This window comes from Rhodopirellula sp. SH410 (genome assembly GCF_055811895.1).
On record NZ_CM147949.1, the window covers coordinates 4,027,743 to 4,046,632 of the forward strand.

The 18,890-nt window shown below is 55.6% G+C and carries 4 protein-coding genes (1 of these 4 only partly in view); 2 read left to right on the plus strand and 2 right to left on the minus strand.

The genetic code is table 11. From position 1 onward, the window contains the following. Nucleotides 1-16,046: the 3' portion of a PKD domain-containing protein gene (locus tag SH410x_RS14655; protein ID WP_473677207.1), read on the plus strand. Its footprint begins 14,806 nt before the window's first position; the window shows 16,046 of its 30,852 coding nt (coding positions 14,807-30,852); its start codon lies beyond the left edge, outside the window; it ends in the stop codon at nucleotides 16,044-16,046. Nucleotides 16,047-16,132: 86 nt separating this feature from the next. Continuing rightward, nucleotides 16,133-16,516, plus strand: a complete 384-nt coding sequence (locus SH410x_RS14660; RefSeq protein ID WP_473677208.1) for a rhodanese-like domain-containing protein — start codon at nucleotides 16,133-16,135, stop codon at nucleotides 16,514-16,516. Nucleotides 16,517-16,563: 47 nt separating this feature from the next. On the opposite strand, the gene SH410x_RS14665 is transcribed toward SH410x_RS14660, so the two are convergent. Together SH410x_RS14665 and SH410x_RS14670 are read right to left on the minus strand one after the other, a co-directional pair. Further along, the gene (locus SH410x_RS14665; protein WP_473677209.1) at nucleotides 16,564-17,430 is read right to left on the minus strand and encodes an SAM-dependent methyltransferase; all 867 of its coding nucleotides are present in this window, start codon (nucleotides 17,428-17,430) and stop codon (nucleotides 16,564-16,566) included. A gap of 174 nt (nucleotides 17,431-17,604) precedes the next feature. Further along, nucleotides 17,605-18,660: a DUF1559 family PulG-like putative transporter gene (locus SH410x_RS14670; RefSeq protein WP_473677210.1), complete on the minus strand. Its 1,056-nt coding sequence runs from the start codon at nucleotides 18,658-18,660 to the stop codon at nucleotides 17,605-17,607. Nucleotides 18,661-18,890 lie beyond the last annotated feature (230 nt).

Consider the following 18,890-nt stretch of genomic DNA (forward strand, 5'->3'; position numbering starts at 1 on the left):
CGAACCCTGATGATTTTGTGATCGGCATCGGCGATGTGGTGCTCGATGGACGGAACTTCGGCCTTGTCGAGATCAAGAACGTCAATGTGTCGGGCGGTGACATTATCATCTCCGGTGACGTGAAAAACCAGGGAACCATCATTGACGCCGCGGGAGCCACCGAGATCTCTTCGGCGGGTGGTTCGATTGTCGCAGTTAATGACACCGACCCACCATTAATCACCGCATCGCGACTGGCGATGCAGGCGGCGGGCGGCATCGGATCGACTGCGACTGCGATCCACGCTCACTTGACCAGGCCCCTCGCAATGGTCCAGCGCGAGCTCGACGCGACAGCAGGCAACGAAATCTTCATCACGCTGAATCCCGACACCGACACGCAACCGATCCTTACGCGTGTGACGTCCCACGATGGCGATGTGGCACTCGCCTTCGGTGGCAATGCCATGCATTTGGGGCTCATCAGTGCGGGCGACACCCAAGATGCGTTCGCCAGAACACAAGATGTTCACATCACTGAGGTTGGTAGCATCACAGGCGATCGTGGATTGGAATTGGACATCGTCGCCGATTACCTATTCGTGGAAAGTGCCGGTGATGTTGGAAACTTCGGCGGGCAGCTTGCACTGGATGTCAACCAAATCACCGTCTTGGCGCCCGACGGTCAGTTTGCCAGCACCAACGCGCGTTCCATCATCGCAATTCTTCCAACGCATGCCCAGGGAATTCCCTTCGCATTCGAAATCGGTGGGTCGGTGTATCTCGAATCCGACGGCGTGCTCACGGTCGACGGAAGTATTTATTCGGGTGACACAATCGATGTGATCGCGTACGGCGAGATCGCAGTGAATCCGGGGCTCGTCATCCGTGGTAAAAATGATGTCTCGCTTGTCGCTCGCGATACCGAGGCGGTCAGTGCAAGCGGATTCAATACCGCAGACAGTATCAATCTGGGTGATGATGTTGTCATTGAAAGTGTGTTGGGGAACCTGACGCTACTCTCTGGCGACGATTTTGTCGTCAATGGCACTCACCAGTTGATTGCGGCACAGGGCCGATTAGCGATCGGTATCGACCAGGGCAATGCGGACATTGGCAGAGGTGCCAGCTTTGGCGTGGACGCCGGAGACGAAACCCTGCATGTTCCCGATGGTGCCAGCGGCATCCTCACTGCACAGTCACTCTATATCGTCAGTCAAAATGATGACGACAAAATCATCATCCCGGACCTGTTTTTGCCGACGACCTATGAGGCTGGAGATGGGCTCGACTCATTGGATGTCACTCTGTCTCGCAAATCGACAGACCAGACCAAGCTCACCAATATCGATGTCGACGAAATCGCGTTGATCCACGCTCCGAATCAGCAACAGGCGTCCTACGATTGGCTCATTGATACCGAACCGACCGCGAGCCCGATTAATCTATTCCCGTTTGATTCGATTGCCGACGTCCATACCGTCTTTGTGACGCTTGATGGCGAACGGATTGTTGAGAACAAACACACGCGGTTCGATGGATTTGAATCGATAGATGCGAGCTACACGCTCAGCGGCGCCGACGATCAGGTCAGGATTCTGGAGCTACCACACTCGCTTGATTTGATGGTTGAGGGCGGCAGTGACAGCGTCACCGTGGGCGGAACACGTGCGGACGGAACGCCCATTCACCCTGGACGCGTCAGTCAACCTTTGATGGTGGTTGCCGATCCTGACCGAAGCAGTGCGGGCGACATCGACACGTTTACAATTCAGGATGATCGAGATACCGACGTTGTGCCGTTGGGACGTATTGGAATCAGCACACCGGGGACCGGGTTGGTCAGCGGTTACGACCAACCCCAGTTCGCCAAGGGTCTCGATTCTGTCGCGATCGAGTTCAAGCAGTTCGAGCAGGTCATCGTGAACCTTGGGACGAGCGATTCCATTTTCACGGTGTTCGATACCGTGGCACCGACAGTGGTCAATGCCGGCGGCGGCAACGATGTGGTCAACGTACGTCACCTTTCGCATGAAACGAAAGTCTTTTTGGACGTCGATCCCAACAACCCAGTCGAAGCATCGGAACTTGGCGACGATACGGTCAACATCCAAGGTGGTGGTGAACTGCTTTCGATTGACGGCGGCGACCAATCCGGAAAGTCGCTTGATCTACCCGATGGTGGCGACCGGCTGATTCTGGGCACAACGCGCAACTTCAACACCAATGTCGTGAATGTGTCGGACGCCCTGAACGCAATCAAGATGTATAGCACCGGCTGGGAAACGGGCCAACAGGTAATGTTCACGACCGATGGAGTGGCGCCGCGTGTGAGCCTCCCATCGGGTAGCGGGATTCGACTGGAAGACCGCAAAATCTACTACGTCGTGGCTTTTGGTCGTGAGATCATTCGGCTGGCGGAAACCCGCGAAGAAGCGTTGCAGGCAGATCAGAGCAATGAGTACGACGCGAACCTGATCATGTTCCTCGACGGCGGTTTGGGTGAGCATCAATTGACAATGACTGTCAATGGGCAACCGCTGTGGCCGACGATTGACGGAGACCTCACTGAAGATTCAGCGGCGAGCGCCGTCTACCCGTCACTGCTGAGCTTCACGACAACCGATGGACTAAGCAATGCGAGTGCCCGCTTCACCAACATCGAGAAAGTCAACATCCTGCTTGGTCTCGGCGACGACACGTTCACCGTAAACCACCCATCAGAAACATTCGACTTCGAACTACGCGGTGGCCCCGGCGACGATGCCATCACGCTTGTCAACATTGGCAAACAAGCTGTTATTCGAGGGGACAGCGGCAACGATTCGCTCACCGTGCAAGTCGATCAGAGCCCGCTTCCTGACCAGTTTGCCGACTTGCAGATTAGCGCCGGGATCGAGCAACTCGTGATCGACAACGAGAACAACCCGAATGCTGTCGACTGGGTCGTTTCTCAAGGAACGCTCTACTTCGTCGATGGCAACGAAGTGGATGCCACCGTCCAAACAGGAAGCGATGAATTGCATTTCAACGGGGAACTGGGTGGATCCACGACATTGGCCGAGGGTGACCGGATTGTCTTCTCGGAAGCGGACAACCTTCCCTCAATACTCGACGCCAGCCAATTCTACTTCGTTAAGACGATTGAGGTGACAAACGGCACCACGACAACCTTCACGCTGTTTGATCCGCTGAATGATGCGGCGGCTTTGGATCTCGACGCGATTGCCCCAGGATCGACACTCGAGTTCCGGCGTCTCGCTTTACTGGCCAACGTCGAGGGCGTCGCCCAAGCTGAAATCAAGGCGGGCACTGCCACCGAGAGCTCGAACACTTTACAGGTGATCTCCCCCGTCAGCACGACCATCAATGTCGATGGGAATGAACTACGCGTGGTGGATGGATCGATCGTGTTGGCTCACGAGAACAGTTTGGAGCGTGCTAGCTTTCCAGCCTCGCGAGTCGATGGTTTGCTCGGTGTTCAGAGCGTCGTGTCCACGACAAAGCATTTCGTCTACGCCGCTGGTACCGACGAAAACAAGATCGCGATTTTCGAGCGTGTGGCAGATCCAAACGCGAATCAAAGCGACACCAACCCATCTGAATCGGTGCTGCGATATGTCGGCGTGCTCGGTGTCGACGATGGGGTGCCCAATGTGCCACAGAAATTGGTACTGAGTCCCGATGAGCGTTACTTGTTCGTCATTGGATACGAAAGCATCGTGACGTTTGAGATTGATCCCGACACCGGATTGCCGGGACAAGTGGCATTCTTGAATCAGGACAACATCAACCACATCCCCAAGCTTCGTGGTTTCTCTGATATCACGCTCAGTCGGCCGACCGATCTGGTTTTCAATCAAGCCACCGGAGAAGCCTTTGTCACCGATGCGGGTGAGTCGAACATCGATGTCCTGAGTCCTGGGAAGGGATACCAGACCGGCCGTAACATTGCGGTAACCGGTGGCAGTGGCAATGGCATGACTGTTGACATCGTGCAGGTCGACCCGTCGGGAGCGATTGAGATCATTCGTGTCGCGAGTCCCGGCAGTGGGTATCAACTGACCTACGATCTCGAAATCGAACACCCTGAATCGAATCCCGCGAGCGGTGAGGTGGCGATGATCTCCTTGAGCAATCTTGAAACACTTGGATCAGACGATGGAATCATTGTGCTCCAGTGGGATTCCGCATCGGGACAACTCACCCAGGTCAACCAAAAACTGACCCGCGTGAATTCGTTCGCAACATCCGTGACCATCGGTAGCGATGTATTGCCAAGCACGATCAGTGATGACCTCAACCCTGGAACGCTGCCGGAACGACAGCTCGCTCAATACTGGGAGGATGAACAAGTCTGGCTGGACTCGCCGGCTACCGACACGCTCTCGGGCCGCGGCACCTATTCCTTTTACGCCTCGGACGACACCAGCGAAAGTACGATCACGCCAATTCTCTTGCGAGCGACATCAGAAACAGACCACGTTGACCCATCGACCATCGAGTTTGTGACCGTCGCAACGGGCAAGACACGCACCAATATCGTCAATGGTTTCAATCAATTTGAGTTTGAGTTCTCTGATTTCAACTCAAACGATCTCGGACCAGGCTTGTACTTTGGTTGGATAGGACACCAATTGACGATCCCCTTCGATTTGTCTACCGCAAACAACGCGTACACGAAATCGTCGGGGATCGACCTCGGGTATACGTATTCGATTCAAGCCAATTTTGAGCTCGCCGATGATCAGCCACTCAAAGGAATCAGTGATCCGAAATCGCTCGCGATCTCTGAGAGCGGTGACCAGCTTTTCTCCGGCGATTCAAGTGGCGGAATCGCAACCTGGCGCCGCATCGAAGGCTACGATGACTTTACTTTGGCAACGGCAACTGCCTTTGAGCAAACTCAAGTCTCACTGGGAACCCAGGCTGGTAATAGCCTCGACGTCAGACTGAACGAGACCGTCGTGATCGAATACACGCTGCCTTTGATCGGAGCAAACTACGATTGGACGCTCGATGCAGTTTACCCCGAGTGGACTGAACTCGGGATCACCGCTGGGACACCGGTAAAGGTAGATGGTGCTCACCAGAATTCGACGGTGGATTCAGTCGATGGTCGTTCGATCGAACTATTCCTGAGAGAAGGTGGTGAAGACGCAACATTCGACTTCACCATTTCGATTGAGGTATCACTGGCCGAGTACCAAACGATTTCTGACACGTTGTCGGCTATCCCAGATGCCAACGTATGGGCCAAGGTTGATTTCCAATCGATTGAGGTCGCCACATCGAATGAAGCGTCCGTCGACTTCATTGGTGAAAACGAGATTAGACCGAAGAGCAAAGCGGGTTCTGATGTCGCGACAACCGTCGTGGTCAACGGCGACTATGTGTTTATTGGCCACCCCACCCAAGAAGTTAACTCCGACGCAAGTCATTTCAGTGCAGGCAGTGTGTGGGTCTATCGAGAGGGTGGAGCGGTGGAGGCCCAACGACTCGATCCGGTAAACCCCGTGCCGTACGAAAGCAACGCGCCCATGACGCAAGGCTTTGGTAGCGTCATGGCTTCCTCAGCTAAATCCCTGGTGATTGCGCAGAACTCTGCGTACCTCGCAGGTTCAACGAAGCCTCAGCTAGTTGCTTACCGTCTATCCACAGACGGGAAGTGGCGCCCCGAGCAGAAAATCGCGATCACATCGCCAGCCAAATCGATCGATATTGACGGGGATCGAATGGCCGTTGCAACCGAAGACAACTCGGTTCTCCTTTTCACACTCGATCTCAACAATGCACAGCCCGAATGGGTTCTTATCAACCAGCAGCAAAACATTCCCGCGGTGTCCGTCGAAATCTATCGAGACACTGTATTTGCCATTACTCCGACAGATGTCCACGTTATACGTGAAAATACAACCACTGCAGAATGGACGGTCGTACAGAAACTCGCTTTGACGGACGGTCCAGACGGGCCCTATAGCGTGGTCGTCCTGGATGAGAATCCCTATACCGACCCCAGACGGTTCGTTGACATTACCAGCTTCAGTATTACTGGCGATCGCAATGAACAGAGTGTTAATTTTGGCGACTTAAGCCTTGAATTAGGGGTTCTGTGGACCGGTGCATCCTCAAGTGGCCAAACCGGAAGCGACAGTGGGCTGACAAATAATATCGATGTGACGCTCGGAGCTACGTTCATTTACTTGGAGAGAGATGAATCTGCCGGCGAGGGTGGTTTTCTTAATAACGGTGGTGATGATATTTATGGAACCTTCAACGTGGGAGCTGCTGCTGGCACAAACGGTGTCCAACATCTCACCGCAAGTGCATCACGCGTCAATACAGATCAATTCACCATAGGTAGTTCCACTGCCACTGTTGGCTACACGATTAGGGATACGGTCAATTCTATCTCGATCGCAGTTCCCGCATCCAAGGCCGATGCGGTGGGTGGGTATGTCGCCTTTGTGGATGCTAGGCACGTCGGCGTCGTCCAAGAACGAACTCGCCAGGTGGAATGGTTCGTTGATTCGACGCTGGGCATGGATTCCAATCGCCAGATCACAGACCTACTTTCGGTGGGTGACGATGTTGTCTATGCAACGAGCTCAGGTAGGGTCTATGGGTTCAACGGTGAAAATGAGTCTCCACTTGATTTCGGTCCCCAAACAGATGTCGCCACGTCACAGGGCTTCCAGGTATTGGAGAATGGACCGCTAACGAATGCGAGCTCGATTACGCTTAGCAACGATGCGAACTTTGTTTTCGTTACTGCCGACGGAGGAACCCTTGGTGAGGGTTCTGTTTCCGTTTTCGCACGCGGAGCAAATAACAGACTGTCGGACGTCGCCGTTGACGATGACAGCGGTTTCTACCTAGCTGGAGCCGTCATCGGACTCCAAGAAGCGAACATATTCAACCAAGACTTTTTGCTGCTGGCGGCGGCACAGGAAAATGCACTCGCGTCGTACTTGATCGATTCACAAGGCGATCTGGGTGTCGATCCGGTTCAGCGTTCCAATCCCTACGGCAAGAATGGGCTGGGCGACGGCGATCCCAACGGCGAGGTGACTCGTGTTCAATCTCTGGTCGCCAATCCGATCGTCGACCAAAGCGACACCTCGAAGGTCACCACATTCTACATGGTCTCCCCCGAGAACGATGTCTTGCACGTGCTGCAACGCAGTTCCGAGACCGAATCGCAGGATGCGATCCTGCAAAGCCGCGCCGTAGCGCTGCACCGCGACGGCGTGGTGGGGCCATCAGGGAAACTCGACCGTGGCCTGGATGGCGCGTCCTCGGTGACGGTTAGCAACGATGGAAAACAGGTGTTCGTGGCCGCCGTGGATGCCCAGCATTTTGGTGTTGGTGCAAGTGGCACAGGTGTTGTCTCGGTCTACAAGCAACCAGTCAGCGCTGACGGTACGAGGCTCCTTCCGATGCTCGAATTTGTCGGTGTATGGAACACGGATGTTTTCCTGGCAGCAGAGGGGCAGTCGCCATACGCATCCTTGACGGTTTCACCCGCTGGAGACGAATTGTTCGTCAGTGGCGTGAACGGGTTGGAGGTGTTCCCCATTGACGACCTGTCACCGGGAACGGTTGACCCGGAAGGGATTCTGACATCCTCTTCCACATTACTGCTCTCCGGTGGGCACGGTTTCTTCAGCGACCTGGTCTTCACGAGCGAGTCAGCAGCGTACGCTACTGGCGTGAACACGAATGAGCTATTCATTCTGACCAAGGACTCAGCAGAAGCTTGGAGCGTGTTGCCTGCGACCTTCCTTTCCACATCAGATAATCGTCTGGATCAACCGAGTTCCGTGCAAGTCAGCCCGGAAGTACCGAGCGCTGACGGCAGCGTCCAAGTCGAAGCAGGACGGTTCGCTTATGTCGCCTCCGCCGGGAACAATTCGATCTCAGTGCTGGAGAAGCGAGACGCGAGCAGCCAGACACTTCAATTGCAGCAATTTGTGCGTGAAGGCGTGGACGGTGTACGTGGTCTGCAGGGTGTGAGCGAAATCCGATTCAGCGCGTATGTCGAGGATAGCGTTCTGGATTTGTCGACAGCGACGATCGACAGCGGCAATGACACGATCGCCACTATCAATCCGCATCGATTGCTCGACGGCCAAAAGGTGATCTTCCACGACGGCGAATTCCCGGCTGGTATGGTCGACGCCGGTGCGCCCTACTTTGTTCGCAAAGTGGACGCAGTCCGCTTCCAGTTGGAAGACCGGACGGCGTTAGACTCGCAAGGCCAGCCCACGCTCATCAACTTCGACGACGGAGTGGACCTGAGTCACTTCCAACTGCATACCAGTATCGAAGCGGGCGCATATCTGTACGCTCTCGGCTACGAGGCCAATGCAGTCACGGTCTTTGAACGAGATCTCGATCCGACCAGCCTGAACTATGGACAGATCACCTTCCTGCAGGTGATTCGCAACCGTATCGGTAACACATTCAGTGGCGCCAATGACGGACTGTTCCAGCCGAATTCTCTGGTCGTGCCGACCGGCGACACCTCGAGCGTGTTTGTTGGTGCAGGATTCGATCCGTTGACGAGCCAGGCGTACGGCGGTTTCGTCACCCTGCATAACAACGCCGATGACAGTCCATCACTCGCACCATCCGAGTTGACGTTCGGCTTCAGCAACATCAGCGAACTAAGAATGACGACAGGTTCCGGCGATGATAATGTCACGCTGGCGAACACACCCAATAGCGAGTCCTCTGCGGTTCGGACGACATCAGCAAACGCCATCCCCATGATCATCCGCACGGGGGACGGATTCGATTCGCTGACGATCGATGATCTTCAGGGCGCGTTGACCGCTGATCTCGGTAAAGGAGCCGACACGCTGACGATTCGCAATGCGAACTCGTTGAATACGGACGCCAGCGGTGTCGGCGGCGGCAGCATTGATGTCCGGATCGACACAGGACCAGGATCCGATCAGGTGATTGTCGATGGACTTGGCGCTAACACTGTGGTGACCATTGAAACAAGTACCAGCCCAGGCGACGTGGTGGATGTCGAACTCGATGCATTGGACCCTTCGAGCATGTTGTCCATTGGTATCTCGGCTGGAGATCAGGTGTTCGTGAAGACAGACTTGACAGCCACAGGTGAGAAACGACATTTCGCTGCACCGGGGTCGTCCCAATCGAATTTGGAGTTCGTCGATAGTCCTGACCAAGCTCCAATCTCGCCAAGCGATGTCGTCGTGGGCAGAGCGATAACCGGTACGGCGGCGTTCGAACGGTTACCAGACCCGATTTCGACGTATCCCACCCCAGCGGACGCTTCGACAATCGCTGAAGGTGATGGAATTAGGCTGATCGGGGCTGCGTCTGCTCCAACCGGCTTGTCCGCCTATCAGAGCGAGCAGATTGAGTACGCTTGGGACTTGAATGAAGATGGTTTGTTCACGGAATTGGTCTCGCATCAGCCCCAGATCGATTTGACTTGGGATGATCTGGTCGACTTTGGCTTTTCCGATGGAAAAGACATCGTTGATAATGTTCTGAAAAACCTTCACCTGCGTGTGTTCAGAATAGTGACAGACGAATCGGTGACAGCAGAGTCGGTTACATCGGGAAGTGGGTACAGCGTTCAAAGCGGCCTGTTGGTCACGGGCGGAACCGGCACCGGCATGGTGGTTCAGGTTACCGAAGTCAACGATTCAGGCGGGATCCTCAGTTATATCGTGACCTCGTACGGCAGCGGCTACCGGCCCGGTGACGTGGTCACGGTTCCATCGGGTAATGCCGAGGCGAGCCTGCGAATGGTGAAGTCGTCCACCTGGGGCGACGAACTCGCTCGCGATTTTGGCGACACATCAGTCGCCGTTTTGCTGACCGATACGGCTCCGACGTTGAGCGTGACCGGCGAATCGAATCCTGTGATGGGATTGAACAGCCTTCCCTACTCACTCGATCTCTCAGCCACCGATCCTGGTGATGACCAGATTGTGCGTTGGACCGTTGCCTGGGGTGATGGCGACGTCGATATCTTTGGAAGCGACCCCTTCCCGACTCACATCTACCAGCAACCGGGCACCTACACCATTCAGGTGACCGCCGTTGATGACGATGGGGTTGTGGCAACAACCACCCTGACCACCAACGTCCTCTTCAACGAAGAGTCGATCAGTGCGGGCGGGCCATATGTCATCAGTGAAGGCCAGGGCGTGACCCTCGCCGCCGAAACTGTCGAGACGGCGGACTCCTATCACTGGACCGTTAATGGAGTGAGTGCGGGAACGACGAAAACCCTGAAACTTAACTGGCAGGACTTGGGACGGCTTGGCATTCAAGACGACGGAGTCTTTTTGATCTCGCTCACAGTGGGATATACCGATCGGCTAGGGCAATCGGTTGAGATCGATGCCACTCCAAGCAGCCTTTCGGTCAATAACGTGGCACCGACGGCAAGACTTGCGATCAGTGGTCCGGTCGGCCAGGGAACCGCCGCGACCGTTTCGTTCGTCGATGCCGCGGACCCCTCGACGACGGATACGTTTACCTATATGTACAACTTTGGCGACGGCCGCGGCTTCGTCAGCGGTTCGTCGGTGCAGCGGATTCCCGACGCGGTAACCAACACTCCCGGCGAGCACACCATTGTCGGTCGGATCAGTGACGGAGATGACTTCACCGAGTACGAAACCACGTTAGTGATTTATGATTTGCCGCTGATTCTGCAGTCAACAGAACCGCGACAAACGGTAGTGGCTCGCGAAGGCAGCACCGCCATGGTACGGGGTACGTTCAGCGACCCGGGTGGTGCCCCCGTCTCATTCACCGCTCAAGTCACGCAGGCTGGCGGAGCGGTCACTGACATTGGGACAATCGTCGTTGATCACTTGGCAGGGACATGGATGTGGTCCTATACCCCCAACGACAGCTCGGATCAAATTCAGGAAGTGATCATTGCGGGAACCGATTCGGACGGTTTGAAGACGGAACTTTCCATCCAACTGCAGGTGAACAACGTGGCTCCCACGGCCACCTTCACCGGCGCGAACGTCAATGAAGGCGACGCCGTCGCAGTCGTCAGATTCACCGCTGCAAGCGACGTCTCCTCTGTCGACGCGAATGCCGGGTTCACCTACCTGTATGACTTCGGTGATGGCAATGGTTTTGTGGTCGGTGTTCCAGCGAACTCTGCCAATCCCGACCCAGCAGAGGTGCTCGTGCCATCCGGGCTGCTAACCAGCAGCAGGGAATTCAATGTCCGTGGACGGATCATCGACAAAGACGGTGGTTTCCGCGACGACAACGCCAAGGTCGTGGTGAACAACGTTGCGCCAGCACTCGTCGGGGTTTCGACAGAGACAGACATTCAGGAGAACGGGCTCGCTACCGTCGTGGGTAGTTTCACCGACCCCGGTGCAACCGATACCCATCGTGTCTTGATCGATTGGGGTGATGAGTCATTCTCCTACGCCACGGTCAATCCCCTGGCCCGCACCTTTGAAGCGACACATCGCTATGCCGACGATGCGATCCGTCCGATCGGCACCGCCTCGGACGCGTTGAGCATTCTCGTGAAGGTCCAGGACAACGACGGCGCGGCCGATGCAACCACGCTTTCGACGATCGTCGAAAATGTGGCGCCGATCGCGGAACTCCTCAGCGTCACCAGCGTGATCGACGAAGGCGGTATCGCGACACTGCAAGGGTCGTTTACCGATGTAGGGACAGAGGACAGCCATACCGTCGCGATCAACTGGGGAGACGGTTCGCCCGAGCAAACGGTCAACATCGGTGGTCGTCGCGTCGTTGATTTCGACAACGAGGCCTTGAGCACCGGTCATGAAGTCACCGATCAGCTCTCCGATGGACGCAGCGGATTTACCTTGTCGACCCAGGGTGGCACGACTGCGACCATTGGTGATTTACCTAGCGAGTCTTCTCCGCTGTCGGAATTATCCAATGCGGACCAGGTCCTGTGGGTCACGTCCGGAGATCAGGCTGGTGGTTCTCTGAGCGTTCATTTTGATCAGGCGGTGCGAGTCAACTCCATCGACTTATTAGACGTCAATCAGGGCCGGGCAGTGCTCAACGCCACGATTCAATCGAGGGGCTCCGCCTATCAGGCGGGTGCAATCCTTCCCGCTACCGGCGGCAATGGCGATATGACAATCGAGATCCTCCGGGTAAATCCAGCCGGCGAGATTATCTCGTATCGCATCGCAAATGAAGGAACCGGCTACCATTCCGCTCAATCGGTGAGCATCGCTGGCGGAGCCACGTTCGCGTTGGAAGAGTTCATCATCGGTGGTAGGATCACTCTGTTTGACGTCAATAACCTCCCGATTGCGGAGCAGTGGATCCCGCGGAGGGGAACCAACAGTTTCCAACGCGTCTTCCTCCACTCGATCTCAGCGGACGGGCAGAGCAATGAGGACTTGCCGCATGTCAGCCACATGGAGATCGAGTTCGTCGGTGCTGCGGCAATCGCCCGCCTGGACTACGTCCATGCCGACGTGGAACGCGAGTTCACGGTCACGCATCAATACCTGGATAACCTCGTAGCAACCGACAATCGCGTCGAGATCACCGCCTATGTGGAGGATGACGACGGCGGGCGCAGTAACGGGATGAGTGCCACGCTGACGGTCAACAACGTGAATCCCGTGCTCGATTCACTGCACAACAGCGCAACGATTCCGGGCCAAGTGGTACCACCAAACAATACGGTGACGCTCACTGGTGATTTCACCGATCCGGGCATCCTGGACTCGCACACCGTCATCATCAATTGGGGCGACGGAACGCCTGTTGAGACACGCGTACTCAATACCAATATCGAACCCGTTCATGACCTCGCCGTTGATCAGTACACGGTCGATCGCAGCTTTGCGTTCGATCACGACTACGAGACGCCGGGCGTCTTCGAAATCCAGGTTACTTTGCACGATGACCAATCCGCGGTCGTGTCCCGCGGAACCACGACGGCGTTTCTGTCCGGTGTGTCGCTGCACGATGGTGTGCTGTACATCATCGGAACGGCAGATGACAACTATGTAAAGATTGTGGAATCAGATAACGATTCGTCCGTCCCCAGTGGGCATTCCTTCTCGCTGCACACGGACTTCCCGAACGGGTTTGAGGCAGGTTTGGATTCTGAAAACGCTCCGTTCGTGTATGACGCTGACGAGGTAAAGAGTCTTTTTATCCGAATGATCGGCGAAGATGACAATGATCGCGTTGTCTGGGTCGGGCCAGAAAGTAACGGCAACTATATCTTCACCGCCGATACGCTATTCACGGACGAACGAGCCGCTCTCCTGTTTCCCCATGAGCTTGAGAACTTTGAGTTTGATGGTGGACTCGGTGACGATCAGTTCTTTGTCCATTCGACGGATGAGCATGTCGCCACGTCGTTGTTCGGTGGCGCCGGCAGTGATCTCTTTCACATTGGCGGCGACGCCCCCATCCTTAGCGTCGATACGCACCTAACTCCTCCGACGGTGGGTCCACACACGCTCGACGGTTTGATGGGCATGCTGAACGTGAGCGGCGGAGCGGGTGAAAGCTCGCCTGCCGACCTGCCCCGTAGCATCGACCTGTTGCACGTGTTGGACGACGGGGCGTCGGTCGATCAGTCCGGCACGCTCACCGCGACCATGCTTGACGGACTCGGGATGCTGTCACCATTGACCTACGCGGGATTCGAATCACTGGAGGTTTCGCTCGGTAGCGGCATCGATACGTTCACCGTGGACAGCACGATGACACGGGCGGACGGGTTCCAAACAGTCACAGCACTGAACACCGGCGGCGGCGATGATCACATCACTGTTGATCTCGATCCAGGAGACGGTTTGTTCGCACTCAATGCCGAGGATGGCAATGACACCGTGGACGCTGGGACGTCGACTCGATCTTTGATCATCTTCGGAGGTGACGGCGACGATTCGATTACCAGTGGTTCGGACGGCGACATCGTCTTTGGCGATCGTGGGAACGTGGATTACCGCGACGCCAACGGACAACTCATCACGCGGTTCGGCGTCGGGATTTCGGAACGTGAAACGATTGTTGTTCCGCTTCAGCAAACCGATGGGACCGCCTATGCGGTGACGTCCATGACGACGCGAGACGATACCGTTGGCGGCAATGACTGGGTCGTCTCGGGCAACGGCCCCGATGTAGTATTGGGCGGTGCCGGTGACGACATTCTACTGACTGGCGGAGACGATGCCGCGAAGGATACTGTGATCGGTGACAGTGGCCGGATGACCTTCGGCGGCACGGCAGCGTTTGATGACGGCGAAGAGGCGGCCACGTTGAGTCTCAATTTTGGCGCGAACTCAGAGGACACGATCATTATCGGAGCCGCCGGCGTTGACGACGCTCGAGCTGATCACTGGAACAACCTTTCGGGACTCGGGCCTGATTCGGATGCCTCCGCTCTACTTTTATTCATGGATAACGGATCCTTCGCATCAGGTATCCAGCTGACCTGGGGCCGCAATCTGGATTCAGATCCCAACGACCTGTCGTCGACGGGTCACCACGGGATCGATCCGAACGGTGATCAGGATGCGACTCTGTTCGAGGGCTCGCTCTACCATCGTGGCGAAGACACCGTCGGCGTTGATATTTCAGGCTTGAGCTCGTACTTTGCCAGCTACGACATCTATGTCTATTTGGAACTGGATGACCGCAGTGACCAGCGAGATGCGTCAGTTCGCAGAGTCTCTGACGGAACGACCTCGTTCTACGTCAACGACCCTCTCGGATACTCGTTTACCGGTTCCTACGAACGCGTGACGTCGACCGATCCAAATGCGCCACAAACCGGCAACTACGTCGTCTTCAGTGGTTCAGCTCGCGACACATTCTCGCTCCGCATTGACGATGAAGGCGGCACGGATTCCAACAGGCCAGGCATCTCCGGCATTCAAATCGTGGGGCGATCGCTTCCAATTGACCGCATCGAGACCACTTCGCCAGAGGTCGGCGGGAATGACTATGTCGTCACCGGCGACGGTAGCGATTTGGTACTCGGGGGCTACGGAAGTGATACGATTCAAGCGGGTGCCTTGTATCTCGACTCGCAGGTCGATGACGACGTTGTTGTTGGTGACAACGGCCGGGCAACGCGAGTGGCAGGCGAGATTCGCACGGTTGAAACAACGAATCCGAGCAGTGACTGGACGCACGACGTTGATTTCGATGATTTGATCGTTACCGGTGCGGGCAACGATCTCGTGCTCGGTGGTGATGGCAGCGACATCATTCACGCCGGTCAAGAAGGCTATTTTGACAGCGTCGATCTTAGCCAATTGCCTGCTGATTTCGACGCCACGATACCGCCCAATCTTGCAACAGGCTCATCGAACCTGGATGTTAACCGGGATCGACGTGTCACTGCTCTCGATGCGTTATACGTCATCAACTTCATGAACAATTCAGAACGCACCGAAAGCCAACACGAGGAGGCTGAGGGAAATCATGAAAGCCCGGAAAACGGCAAGCATCATGCCGACTCCAATGGCGACGGGTATGTCACCGCCTTGGACGCGCTCATGATCATCAACTACCTGAACCGCCAAGATGCGATCATTGCAAGGGATCAGGATTGGGTCCTTGGTGACAATGGTTCAGCAACTCGATTTGATGGGAAGGTTTTACAACTGATAAGCAGCCACGCAGCCCAAGTGCCAAACCTTGTTCAGTCCGACCACATCCTGACCGGAATGGATGACGACATCATCATCGGAGGCAACGGCGCCGACTGGTTAAGTGGTGGGTCTGGCGATGACTTGATTTTCGCAGACAACGCAATGGTCCGAATTTTTCCAGGCCTGGCAAATCCGTTCGAAACGATCAGTCCATCGATCGGTGGCGGTAACACGCTCCGGGGCGGCACAGGAAGCGATACCATCGTGGGTCACCCCGGCGATGCCGCCTCCCTTTTTGTCGGTGCCCAACTACGAAGTGATGGACTGTTTGAGTCTGATGAGCCTATCAACGAATTGCACGATCGACTCGACGTCCGTCTGATTGCGGGCGATATCTCGGCTGAACTTTCTGAGGAGCGCTAAACAAATTTGGATTATCCGACGGAAGCGTGCGGCGGAGGTTTGGGAGGCATGTCTCAAGTATCCAATGATTTATTTGTGGGATTGGATTGACAGCGTTTAGCAGGTTCGGGTTATCTATTCCGCATAACCCGATTCGCGGTCCAGGCAAAGGTCGCGACGCTCACCACCTCGGATCTTTGTTCTGCGATGAACTCGAGTGGCACGCCGCTGGTACTGGTGATGTTCGCAGCGACGCGGAACGAGCGGTATCCCGAATCCCGGATGCGATGACACAGCAGGACTACGAGGCTAATTTCGAGTCGCGAGCGTGCCGGAAAGTTTCCGTCTACTGCACCGTGGGCGGACGCAGCTATCTGTACGCTCGAAAGTTAGCTGGCGCCGGTATTGATGCAGCAAATTATCGCGATGGAATCATCGCGTGGTGCCGCGATGGGCGACCGCTCGAATCTACCGACAATCAACCCACCTAAGCTGTGCATCCGTATTGGCGAATCTTTCGCGTACAATCGCGTTGAGTCTACCTCTCTCCCCGATTTCCCAAGAAGTCTCCGACATAAATCAAATATGCGAAGGGCAGTTCGTCGGGATCGATTTGATCAAGTGCGGTGCCGATCGTACTGTGTATGATCTTTTCGCCATCGGCCTGGCCAGCTTGTTGGACAATCGCGATCGGTGTTTCGGGTGCGTAATGAATGGCAAGTTGATCGATGAAGTGTTTGAACTCTGCTCGCATCGTAAACAAGACCATCGTGTTGCGATGGACCGAGAGTTTCTCGATCGTGTCTTCGGTTTGAATCCAATCGCCCGCCGTCAAAGTCACACTTTTCGTATGTCCTCCCGACGTGATTCCGAGCCCGAGTGCCGCGTTGGCGGCATTGAATGAACTGAGGCCAGGAATGACTTGTGGATTCAAGTCCTTGAACTCTTCGAGCATCCACACGCGAGGGCCATATATCATCGGGTCGCCATAATCGAGCACCGCGACCGTTCGCCCCGCTTGCACCGCCTCGCGAACGAGACGTACGAGCTTCGAACGCTTCTCTTGATAGTCTTCCGCTCGCTTGCGATCTTCACCTTTGTACTGGGACGGGTCCCGGCTGAAGAACGGAATCATTCCAGAGAACTCGTGATGAACCTCTTTGCCTTCAAGATACTCGTGGAGGATTTTCGCGTGTTCTTTGCGGCACAGGATTACGTCAGCGTCTTGGATGGTCTTGGCGGCTCGCAATGTCATCAGGTCGGCATCTCCAGGGCCAACGCCCACAAGATAGAAATGCGTTGAGACTGAATCTTCACCGGTGCAGCTGGATGGCGGTATCAGACAGACTGCGGCAAGAGTGAAAAACAAGAGCAGGGAACGCGGGAAGTCGATAGTCGAATTCATGGATTGTTTCCTTGGAATGGGACAGAATGGGATCGATTGAAGTACAGGGAAAGTGTGTTGTTTATCGACAGCGAGACAATAGAAACGCGTCGAATCAAAAGTAGCTACCGTCGCCAGACGGTGGTATCCACGCTCTGGCGAACGTAGCGACTAGGGTGATCCATCCGCAGTCGCTTAGGGTTGCACGACGACTTCATGACCGCCGCGCGTCGACATGGCTCGCCATGTTGTCATGTCGATACTGTCCGTTACGAAGTGGACACTGCCGTCGCCATAAACGACGTTGACGCCCCCCGTATGCAGACTACGGGTAGCCAAAAACCCCCAGTTGTTCTTCACGACATCGGATGTCTTGGCGTTGGGCCCGGGATAGGCATTGAAACTGGTGTCACTATCTTTGCCATGAATCCACGCATTGCATCGACTCCCAGACCAGAATGCAGCGCCCGCAACCGCGGTCGCCAGCACGGGGTTATCGCCGGGCGCTCCATTGAAACCGCGCCCCGGCCCTTGCATGCTCCCGGGCCCACCGGGATAGGACGCCATGTAGCGATCGTGCGGCAATGCCTGGGCGGGAGGCGGCGACGGATACGTTCCTCCGCCGCCGATAAGAGACTCGGCGAAGACGAGAGTATTCGAGGATCCATCTAGCATGTCTCGAAAACCTGTTTTCGATCCACGCCAAAACATGCCGTCTGTTTTGAGCCGCGAATCGTAATTCTTGTCCGTGCCGGAGCCCGTGCAGACGACGTAGTTTGTTCCTGCAAACGTCATCGTGTCACTGAGAACGATGGGATCTTGAGGGTCCGATGGACAGCGAAAACTGGCCAGTGGAGTCTGGGCAACATCCTCGTGGATCGGGTTGAAAACTTGATTGTTCTGCGCCCCAGTATAGAGCGGTTGGGAGTAGTCGATCATCGCTTCGACGCCGGCCTGTTCGATATACGGCAGCAAGAATGCTTGCGTCGAGAAACCGTAGACTTGACTTGCGTTGGCAGTTGAGAACGCGGGGCCTGGGAAAATTCGATACGCAGACTCGTAGTTATGCAGCGCCAAACCAAGCTGTTTCATGTTGTTGCTGCATTGCATCCGCCGCGCAGCTTCACGAGCCGCTTGGACAGCGGGCAAGAGCAGTCCGACAAGGATGCCAATGATGGCGATCACGACGAGTAACTCGACCAAAGTAAAACCTTGTCGAACGGAATGATATTGGAGACGGTTGTCGTTCATGATGTGGGAAGAACCTGAGAAAATATGGTGGGGATGAAACACACTGCAGCAGCGGTGGCACAGCAGACGCTGGCGTGAGGAGCGAACCTTCGATATACGATCGCAGCGGCAGCAGCGTGGAGCGACGAACCACGCAATCCGCAAGCAACATTGGCGCAGCGTGGATCTCGTTTGAGCACTCGATCAATGAAAATGAAGCCAACAAAACGTTGACTGTTAGAAGGCCGTTC